Below are 9,819 nucleotides of genomic sequence, written 5' to 3'. Positions count from 1 at the left end.
CAAAGCTGTCCATGCCGTGTTCCATTTGCAGGTTGTTGATGCAGCCGAAGGTCATGTTATCCAGCAGCACCACGTTGATCTTGCGCCGCTCCTGAATCGAGGTCGCCAGCTCCGAGTGCAGCATCATGTAGGAGCCGTCACCCACCAGCGCATAGACCTCGCGCGCAGGCTCGGCGAGTTTCACCCCCAGTGCGGCGTTGACCTCGTAACCCATGCAGGAATAGCCGTACTCGACGTGGTAGGTGTTCACGCCCTTGCTGCGCCAGCTGCGCTGCAAGTCGCCGGGCAGGCTGCCGGCGGCGGCGACGATCACCGCGTCGTCGGCCAGGGTTTCATTGAGCACGCCGAGCACGCGGCTTTGGGTCAGGCAGGAACCGGTCAGTTCGATGAATTCGCGCAGGACCGCCGGGTCCATGTGGTCGTTGATTTGCGGGATGAAATCCTTGACCTGGTATTCGACTTGATAGATCCGGTCGACTTCCTCATCCAGTTGCGCCTTGGCCTGACGGGGTTGGTCGCCCCAAGCGGAGCGGTAATCACCCAGTGCTTCGGCCAGTGCCTGCAACCCGGTTTTGGCGTCGGCCAGCAGTTGCACGCCATCGAGTTTCAGGGCATCGCACGGGCTGATATTGAGGTTGAGAAATTGCACATCCGGATGCTGGAACAACGACTTCGACGCAGTGGTGAAGTCACTGTAACGGGTGCCGATGCCGATGATCAGGTCAGCGTCTTTGGCCAATAAATTCGCCGCCAGGCAACCGGTTTCGCCGATGCCGCCGACGTTCAGCGGATGGCTCGACACCACTGCGCTCTTGCCGGCCTGGGTTTCGGCGAACGGAATGTCGAAGCGCTCGGCAAACGCCTGCAACGCGGTATTGGCCCCGGAATATCGAACCCCGCCACCACAAATAATCAGCGGTTTGCGCTTACCGTTGAACAGCGCCAGCGCATCACCCAGCATGGCTGCGGTGGCCAGACGCCGTTCGATGCGGTGCACGCGTTTTTGCAGGAAATAATCCGGGTAATCGTAGGCCTCGGCTTGCACGTCTTGCGGCAAGGCCAGGGTCACGGCGCCGGTTTCGGCGGGGTCGGTGAGCACGCGCATGGCGTGGATCGCCGCGGTCATCAGTTGCTCGGGCCGGTTGATGCGATCCCAGTATTTGCTCACGGCTTTGAAGGCATCGTTGGTGCTGATGCTCAGGTCGTGGAACTGTTCGATCTGTTGCAAAACCGGGTCCGGTTGGCGACAGGCGTAGACATCGCCGGGTAGCAACAACAACGGAATGCGGTTGGCGGTGGCCGTGGCGGCAGCGGTCAGCATGTTCGCCGCACCGGGGCCGACCGATGACGAGCAGGCGTAGATCTTGCGCCGCAGATGCTGCTTGGCGAAACCAATGGCGGCGTGGGCCATGCCTTGCTCGTTGCGGCCCTGATGGACGATCAGGTCGCCGCTGTCCTGCTCCAGGGCCTGGCCCAGGCCCAGCACGTTGCCGTGGCCGAAAATGGTAAAGATCCCGGCGACGAATTTGCTCTGAACCCCATCGACCTCGATGTACTGGTTATCGAGGAATTTCACCAGGGCCTGGGCCATGGTCAGTCTTGTTGTGGTCATAACCGATCCTTTCAAATACACACCAGCTCCTACAGGGGGATGTGTCAGGCCAAAGTTTTTTGCAGGTGGTTCATGCTCGCGCCGATCGCCTGTTCGATATCCGCCAGGCCATGCACGCTGTCGGCAAACGGTTCGAACGACAGGTAGCCGCTGTAACCGCTGGCGAGCAACTTCTCAATCTGCGCCGCGTTGCCGAGGATGTCGCCCTCGCCCACCAGCACCCGATGGCCGTCGCGGATGCTGTTAAGCGGCGCTTCGGCATCCTCGACGCCAGAGATATGCACCAGCCCGGTGAGTTCAGGGAAAAACTCCTGCTCACTGGCCAGGTGATGGTGGAAGGTGTCGTGAACCAGTCGGAACACATCCAGCCCGCCAATCGCCTTGATCGCATCCACCGCCGTGCGCTTGCGCCGCAGCGAACACTCTTCAAACCCCAGCGGCTCGATGAAACCGAGAATGCCGCGATCGCGCAGGATCGGCGCCAGTTCAGTCAACGCCGTGCGCAAACCCGAAGCACGTTCCGCTTCATTGCGCGGATCGGCGCGATCATTCAACGGGCACATGACCAGCCCCTGCGCGCCACAATCCCGGGCATACGCGGCAAGCTTCAAGGCCTGCGCACGACGCTCGTCATTCCACACATCAAACGGGTACAGCGCGTTGATCGACAGCACGGTGATGCCTTTGGCCGCGCACAACTCACGGACCTGCTCAGGCACGGTGCCGTCTTCGATCTCAATGCCTTTGAGGTCGTTGCGGATCTCGATGGCGTCGGCCTTGAGGGTCACCGCCAACTCGATGAACGCGGGCAGGGACAAACGGGGGGCGACCATACGGTTCAGGGCGAAACGCAGGGGCTTGCTCATTATTGTAGTTCTCCGCAGGGTGAGTTATTTGGCGGTTGGCATACTGAATTCAGGGCCTTTGGCGATGCTGTCGGGCCAGCGCTGCATCACGCTTTTGTAGCGGCTGTAGAAACGAATGCCTTCTTCGCCATACGCGTGGTGGTCGCCGAACAGCGAGCGCTTCCAGCCACCGAACGAGTGCCAGGCCATCGGCACCGGAATCGGCACATTGATGCCGACCATGCCGACCTTGATGGTGCGGGCAAATGCGCGGGCAATGCCGCCGTCGCTGGTAAAGCAAGACACGCCGTTGCCAAACTCATGGGCATTGATCAATGCGACGGCGCTGGCAAAATCCGCGACGCGGACGATGCCCAGCACCGGGCCGAAAATTTCTTGCTGGTAGATGCTCATCTCGGTGGTGACGTTATCGAACAGCGTCGCGCCAACGAAAAAACCGTTCTCGGCGCCCGGCACCTTGAAGTGACGGCCATCGACGATCAACTGCGCGCCCTGGGCCACGCCTTCGCCGATAAAGCCTTCGACTTTGGCCTTGTGCTCGGCGGTGACCAGCGGCCCCATGTCGCTGTCGCCCTGCATGCCGTTGCCGACCTTCAGTTGATCGATGCGCGGCAGCAGTTTGGCAATCAACTGGTCACCGACATCACCCACTGCCACGGCAATCGAGATCGCCATGCAGCGTTCGCCGGCCGAGCCGTAAGCGGCGCCGATCAAGGCGTCGGCCGCTTGGTCAAGATCGGCGTCGGGCATCACGATCATGTGATTCTTCGCCCCGCCCAACGCTTGCACGCGCTTGCCGCGAGCAGTGGCTTGCTGGTGGATGTACTCGGCAATCGGTGTCGAACCGACAAAGGAAATCGCCTCGATGTCCGGATGTTGCAGCAACGCATCGACGGCGACCTTGTCGCCCTGGACCACGTTGAACACACCATCCGGCAGCCCGGCCTCAGTGAGCAGGCGAGCCATCAGCAAACTGGCGGACGGATCACGCTCGGACGGCTTGAGGATGAAGCAGTTACCAGTGACCAGCGCCAGCGGGATCATCCACAGCGGCACCATCACCGGGAAGTTGAACGGCGTGACCCCGGCGCAAACGCCCAGCGGCTGACGCAGGTTCCAGTTGTCGATGCCGCCGCCGATGTTGTCGCTGAAATCGGTTTTCAGCAGGTTCGGTGCACCGCAGGCGTATTCGACGATTTCGATGCCGCGAGTGACTTCGCCCTTGGCGTCGGACAGCACTTTACCGTGTTCGCGGCTGATGATTTGCGCCAGCTCGTTGTGATGACGGTCGAGCAGTTCCTTGAACTTGAACATCACCGGGAGCGACGCAGGGACGATTGCTCGGACCAGGCCGGGAATGCTTTCAACGCCGAGGCAACGGCTTCGTCCACAGTCTTCTCGGTGGCCAGTCCGACCCGCGCCTGCACCGCACCGGTGGCCGGGTTGAACACATTGCTGAACCGCTCACTGCCGCTGTCTTGCACCTGACCGTCGATGTAATGGCCTAAAACCGGGGCGTTGCTCATTGTTCTTGTTCTCCGTACAAATGTTGGAATTCAGGCGTTCTAATTCAAAGATCCAATAGCCAACTGTGCTGCGGATCGTTGTGGAACTGCCAGACGCGTTTCGGCCCGGCCATCACGTTCAGGTAGTACGACTCGTAGCCGTACGGCACGCTGACCGGGTGGTAACCCTTGGGCACCACGACCAGGTCGCTGTTTTCCACGGCCATGGCCTGATCGATGCTGCGGTCGTCGGTGTAGACCCTCTGGAACACGAAGCCCTGGGGCGGGTTGATCTGGTGGTAATAGGTTTCTTCGAGAAAGCTCTGGTGCGGCAGGTCGTCGGTATCGTGCTTGTGCGGCGGATAGCTCGAGGAATGACCCGACGGCGTACGCACTTCCACCACCAGCAGCGAATGCGCAGGCTCGGTGTCTGGCAGGATGTCGCAAACGTAGCGGGTGTTGGCGCCCTTGCCGCGCACGCTGCGCTTCATGCTCTCGGGCTTGATCAAACGCGGACCGTAGGAGCTGCCGAAGGCTGCGATCTTTTCGCTGTTGGCTTCAGTAGTAGAGCCAGGCGCAGAGCAAACGGCGATTTGCACATCGCTGAGTGCAACTACTTGGGCCTGACTGCCCGGCGGCAAATACGCGGCGAACGGGGATTTGTCTTCGAACACCGATTGCCGATCACCGAGGTTGTCCCAGTCGAACGCGCCCTGCCCCGGTGCTTCGCCCTTGATGCTGACACGACCGCTGAGCAGCACCAGGCACAGTTCTTTATCGCCCGCAGACACCGGCATGGTTTCGCCAAGGCTCAAGCGGTAAGCAGCGAAGCCGACGTATTCCAGTTCACCTTTGCCCAACTCGACCATGGTCCGGCCACGGGCATTGCTTTTGACCAGCAGGCTCATCACTTAATCCTCTCGTCGAGCAGTGCGCGCAAGGTGTCGTAACCTTTCTTGGCGTAGATGTAGCTTGGGGCTACCGCCGGGTCCTGCTCGGCCTCGACCACCAGCCAACCGTGGTAATCGGCAGCCAGCAACACGTCGAGCAAGGCGCCGAAGTCGATGTCGCCATCACCGGGCACGGTGAACGTGCCGTTAATGATGCAGTCCGGAAAGCTCCACAGGTTGTTGCGCGCCAGTTGCACCACCGGTTTGCGCACGTCCTTGAAGTGCACGTGGCAAATTCGTTCGATGTGTTTGCGCAGCACCTGCAACGGCTCGCCGCCGCCCATATGGCAGTGGCCCGAATCGAACAGCAGGCCGACTTCGCTGCCGGTCAGCGCCATCAACTTGTCGATGTCCGCCGGGGATTCAACGTAGGCGCCCATGTGATGGTGGTACGCCAGGCGCACGCCCTGGGACAGGGTGAAACGCGCCAGTTCAGTGAGTTTGTCAGCGTATTGCTGCCAGGCTTGTTCGGTGTGAAAACGCGGGCGTTCAACCAAAGGAATGCGCTGGCCTTGAATCGAGTCAGCAACTTCGCCGTAGACCAGCACCTTGGCGCCGTTCTTGGCCAGCAGCTCGACATGGCTGCCGATGGCGTCGATTTCCTCGGCCACGGAGCGGCGGGCCAGACGGCTGGAATACCAGCCGGAGACCAGCGCCAGATCGTAAGGCCGCAGCACGTCACCGACGCCTTTGGCATCCTTGGGGAATTTACCGTTGAGTTCGAAACCTTCGTAGCCGATCTCCTTGCCTTCGCTCAACGCGGTGCTCAGCGGCGTCTCGCCACCGAGGGACGGCAGGTCGTCGTTGCTCCAGGAGATCGGGTTGATGCCAATTCGAATAGCGGGCATGGCTGCACCTATTATTGTTTTTACAAATCAGTAAGACCGACGCTAATCCCCTGTGGGAGCGGGCTTGCTCGCGAAGGCGGTGGGTCAGGCAACATTGATGTTGAATGTGCCGGCCTCTTCGCGAGCAAGCCCGCTCCCACATTGGTTTTGCGGTGTTTCTTCAGGCCCGGGCGGTGCGCCAGGCATCGATCAGTTCGACAAACGTGCCCTGCACCTGGCGGATCAGCGTTTCATCGTCGATTTCACCAGCCATCCACGCCCGGCTCGGTTCCTGGAAAATCGTCCGCCCCACGGCAAACCCGCGACAGGCCTGGCTCTGGCTGGCCTGTTGAAAGCCTTCAGCCAAGGCCGCCGCCGGGGCATTCAGGCCCAGCAACACGACACCACGGCAGTACGGGTCACGCTCCTGGATCAATTCGTCGAGCTGTTTCCATTCTTCGGCACTTTGCGCTTCGATCTTCCACCACGCCGGGTAGATGCCCAGGTTGTAGAGGCGTTTCAGCGCGCGATACAGCACGTCCGGATGCGTCGAGGGGTGATCCTTGGGCGGGATGATTTCCAGCAGCAACTCATGACCGCTGACCTGGGAAGCCTGATACAAACCCTTGATCTGTGCTTCCTGCTCCAGTCGCAGCAGCGGCTCGTCGTCCGGGTGAAATTGCACCAGGCACTTGATGATCTGTTCTTGCGGCCAGGCAATCAGGTTGCTGCCAATGGAGCGTCCGTGTTCGAACGCCAGCGGCCGCGAACCCTGGACTTCAACCGGCCGCGCCACCCACCAGCCACGACCGGTGGCGGCGTTCAGCGAGTCCTGGCCGAAGCGCTGATCGGCCAGGAGCCCGACATCGGCGGCGATGCCTAGGGTGCGTAAATCGGCTTCGACCCGTTCCACGGCTTTAATAAAGAGTTGTTTGAGCTCACTGATCGCACTCAACTCGCGACCGCCCTTCTGCGCCAGTTCCACCAGTTGCCCGCGGTGGTCGAAGGCGAAGATGAACAGTTGCTTCCACTGTTTGCGCGGCACACTGACCTGATGCAGGCGTTGCAGTGTCTCATCCTGATCCGGCCGGGTGATTGGCTCCGGGCTGTTGAACAGGTAATCGAGTTCGGCGCGGGTCGGCATCGCCGGGGCGCAGGCATGGCGCGACACCACCAGACCACCGCAAGCATTAGCCAACTGGCAGCAGCGCTCGTCGCTGGCGTCTTCGAGCCAACCGGCGAGGAAGCCCGACATAAAGGCATCGCCGGCACCCAACACGTTGAGCACTTCCACCCGTACGCCGGGGTAGATCGCGCCGTCTTCGAGACGCACCGGGATCACCCCGTGAATCACCGTGCAACCTTGCGGGCCGAGCTTGACCACCAGGGTTGCCGCGCTCAGGCGCCGCACATTGCACAGCGCGGTGAGCAAATCCTCAGAACCGCCGGCAATCAGAAACTCTTCTTCGGTGCCGACGATCAAGTCGAATCGCGGGAGGATTTTCTGCACGTGCTGGCTGACATTCTGGTCGGCGACAAACCGGGTTTCGCCATCGGCCTTACCGGCCAGGCCCCAGAGCACCGGACGGTAGTCGATGTCCAGAATACGTTTGACGTTGTGCTTTTCGGCGTAGTCCAGCGCCTGGATGCTCGCTTTATAGACACCGTCGGTGGAGAAATGCGTGCCGGTGATCAGCAAGGCTTTGCTGGAGGCAATAAAGGCTTCGCTGATGTCTTCGGCCCGCAGCGCCATGTCGGCGCAGTTTTCGCGGTAGAACACCAACGGGAAGGTTTCGCGGTCCTTGAGACCGAGCAGGACCATGGCGGTCAGGCGTTCCGGATCAACCTTGATGCCGCTGACGTCGCAACCTTCGCGGGCCAGGGATTCAAGCAGGAAGCGGCCCATGTGGTCGTCCCCTACCCGGCTCAGCATCGCCGACTTGAGGCCCAGGCGCGCGGTGCCGAAGGCGATGTTGGCGGACGATCCACCGAGGTATTTGGCGAAGCTTGAGACGTCCTCCAACCGCGCCCCGACTTGCTGCGCATAAAGGTCGACGCCAAGGCGCCCCAGGCAAATCAGATCCAATTGACGCCCACTGGCAAAACGAGTCTGGCCCATGCTGGCTCCTGTTATTTTTATCAGCCTGCGTTCGGGACGATGGCCGCGCCGAACACTCTTGGTGGATGCAGACTAAAACGTCTCGGGCCGAACAATCAATATTTATTCTATATATTTTTTACGTGGAATATATTTTCCAATAAACTCTGAACGAGCGTTCCAGACACAGTGCATCGTTTCAGCAGCTCTTGCGCCGACCGCATGCTCAAGATTTTATTCCGGCCTACCCTGTAGACTGCGCACAGCCAACCTATTGTCAGGGGATGACCGATTCGTCATTCCTATAAGAACAAGCCAGAAGGATTTCTTATGTCCCGCACCGATCAGCCGGCTACGACCGAGAGTACGCCCGAGAGCGATCTCCCCAGCCCCCGATCAATGCCGAGCGTTTGCTGCAGCTGATCACCAACGAATACGAAAGCCTGCCGCGCCAGCTCAAACGCATCGCCAGCTACATGAACCAGCAAAGCGACCGGATCATGGTCGATCGCATCAGCGACATCGCCCGTGAGTGCGAAGTGCACCCGTCGGCCATCGTACGGTTCTCCCAGCGCTTTGGTTTCAGCGGTTTCAGCGAAATGCAGGCGTTGTTCCGCGAGGCCTACACGCACAAAACCACGCCGGTGCAAAATTACCAGCAGCGTATTCGCAGCATGATTGCCAACAAGTCGCAGAAGGCCAGCGGCGGCGACCTGGCGCGCGAATGCGTCAACGCGACACTGTCGGGCATCGAACGACTGGGGATGGAACTCGACGACGCAGCCTTCGACAAGGCTGTGGATCTGGTCGTAAACGCCGACAACATCTACGTCGTCGGCGTACGCCGCTCGTTCGCGGTGGCCGACTATCTGGTCTACAACCTGCAACACACCAACAAGCGCATTCACCTGGTGTCAGGCCTGGGCGGCAGCTACCGCGAGCAGATGCGCAGCGTTCGCGCCAATGACCTGGTGATTGCTATCAGCTTCACCCCCTACGGCAAGGAAACCCAGCACTGCCTGCGCATCGCCCAGCACCATCAGGCGAAAACCCTGATCATCACCGACAGCAACCTCTCGCCGCTGGCCAAGCGCGCCAGCACGGTGTTGTTGGTCAATGAAGGCAGTTCATTTGCGTTCAGGTCATTGAGTGCGACGTTGTGTTTGTGCCAGGCGTTGTTTATTGCCGTGGCGTATCGGTTGGAATTGAAGGTTGATGAGATTCACGAGCAGGTTGGTTTCGAAGATTAGCGCGAGGTCATTTGCAGTGTTCTGAACCTCGGCTAAGGTAGTCCATCCCGAAATGGACATCTGAAGGAAAGGTTTATGAAGCTGATCGGCATGCTGGATTCGCCTTATGTGCGGCGCGTGGCCATTTCTGCCCAACACTTGGGCATCTCACTGGAGCACGACCCGGTGTCGGTGTTCCGGCACTTCGAGCAATTCCAGCAGATCAACCCGGTGGTCAAGGCGCCGACGCTGGTGCTGGATGACGGTGAAGTGTTAATGGATTCAACGCTGATCATCGAGTACCTGGAAGCACTCGCCGGGCCGGCTAAAAGCCTGGTGCCGAGCGACCTGAAACAGCGGGCGCGCTCGTTGCGGGTGATCGGCCTGGCATTGGCGGCGTGCGAGAAGTCGGTGCAGCTTTACTACGAACGTAACCTGCGTCCGGAAGACATTCAGTACCAGCCGTGGGTTGAGCGGGTTGAAGGGCAACTGGTGGCGGCGTATTCGGCGCTGGAGCGGGAATTGGCAAAACAACCGTTGAATTACGGCACCTCGATTGGGCAGGACGGGATCACAGTGGCGGTGGCCTGGAGCTTCACCACTCTGGTGGTACCGGATCAGGTCGATGACTCTCGGTTCCCGCACATCGCCCAATTCACCGCGCAGGCAGAAAAGCTTGAGGCGTTCGTCAGTACCCCGATAACCTGAGCCGCCCCTCTTCACGGACACGCC

6 protein-coding genes and 2 pseudogenes are annotated in these 9,819 nt (G+C 60.2%); 2 read left to right on the top strand and 6 right to left on the bottom strand.

The features are described 5' to 3' along the window. From iolD to JFV26_RS25120, 6 genes and pseudogenes are all read right to left on the bottom strand, one after another. Positions 1-1,612: 3D-(3,5/4)-trihydroxycyclohexane-1,2-dione acylhydrolase (decyclizing) (iolD, locus tag JFV26_RS25145; protein ID WP_201196181.1), on the bottom strand; the 1,612-nt coding region annotated here is incomplete at its 3' end. Positions 1,613-1,656: 44 nt separating this feature from the next. Continuing rightward, positions 1,657-2,478 carry a TIM barrel protein gene (locus JFV26_RS25140; RefSeq protein ID WP_201196180.1) on the bottom strand — a complete coding sequence of 274 codons (822 nt, stop codon included), beginning with the start codon at positions 2,476-2,478 and terminating at the stop codon, positions 1,657-1,659. 24 nt (positions 2,479-2,502) lie between these two features. After that, positions 2,503-4,004 (bottom strand): annotated as a pseudogene (locus JFV26_RS25135) (CoA-acylating methylmalonate-semialdehyde dehydrogenase). Between the two features lie 44 nt (positions 4,005-4,048). Next, positions 4,049-4,891 (bottom strand): 5-deoxy-glucuronate isomerase, encoded by an 843-nt coding sequence (iolB, locus tag JFV26_RS25130; protein ID WP_201196179.1) that lies wholly within the window; start codon positions 4,889-4,891, stop codon positions 4,049-4,051. Then, positions 4,891-5,781, bottom strand: coding sequence for a myo-inosose-2 dehydratase (gene iolE, locus JFV26_RS25125; RefSeq protein ID WP_201196178.1), 891 nt, complete (start codon positions 5,779-5,781; stop codon positions 4,891-4,893). Before iolE ends, iolB begins: the two co-directional genes overlap by 1 nt. A 160-nt stretch (positions 5,782-5,941) precedes the next feature. After that, entirely contained in the window at positions 5,942-7,879 is a 1,938-nt protein-coding gene (locus JFV26_RS25120) for a bifunctional 5-dehydro-2-deoxygluconokinase/5-dehydro-2-deoxyphosphogluconate aldolase (RefSeq protein ID WP_201196177.1), read from the bottom strand. Positions 7,880-8,188: 309 nt separating this feature from the next. Here JFV26_RS25120 and JFV26_RS25115 point away from each other — a divergent pair. Beyond that, a pseudogene (locus JFV26_RS25115) lies at positions 8,189-9,108 on the top strand (MurR/RpiR family transcriptional regulator). A gap of 75 nt (positions 9,109-9,183) precedes the next feature. Further along, positions 9,184-9,795, top strand: a complete 612-nt coding sequence (locus JFV26_RS25110) for a glutathione S-transferase (RefSeq protein ID WP_201196176.1) — start codon at positions 9,184-9,186, stop codon at positions 9,793-9,795. Positions 9,796-9,819 lie beyond the last annotated feature (24 nt).

Origin of the sequence: Pseudomonas sp. TH31, assembly GCF_016650815.1 — a bacterium.
Taxonomy (GTDB): Bacteria; Pseudomonadota; Gammaproteobacteria; order Pseudomonadales; family Pseudomonadaceae; genus Aquipseudomonas.
Note: the sequence above shows the minus strand (reverse complement) of the source record. Positions and strands in the feature narration are given on the sequence as shown.

Excerpts from the sequence above, each read along its gene's own strand:
- iolE (WP_201196178.1), bottom strand. The coding sequence starts at position 5,781 with ATGCCCGCTATTCGAATTGGCATCAACCCGATCTCCTGGAGCAACGAC.
- JFV26_RS25140 (WP_201196180.1), bottom strand. The coding sequence starts at position 2,478 with ATGAGCAAGCCCCTGCGTTTCGCCCTGAACCGTATGGTCGCCCCCCGT.
- iolB (WP_201196179.1), bottom strand. The coding sequence starts at position 4,891 with ATGAGCCTGCTGGTCAAAAGCAATGCCCGTGGCCGGACCATGGTCGAG.
- JFV26_RS25120 (WP_201196177.1), bottom strand. The coding sequence starts at position 7,879 with ATGGGCCAGACTCGTTTTGCCAGTGGGCGTCAATTGGATCTGATTTGC.
- JFV26_RS25110 (WP_201196176.1), top strand. The coding sequence starts at position 9,184 with ATGAAGCTGATCGGCATGCTGGATTCGCCTTATGTGCGGCGCGTGGCC.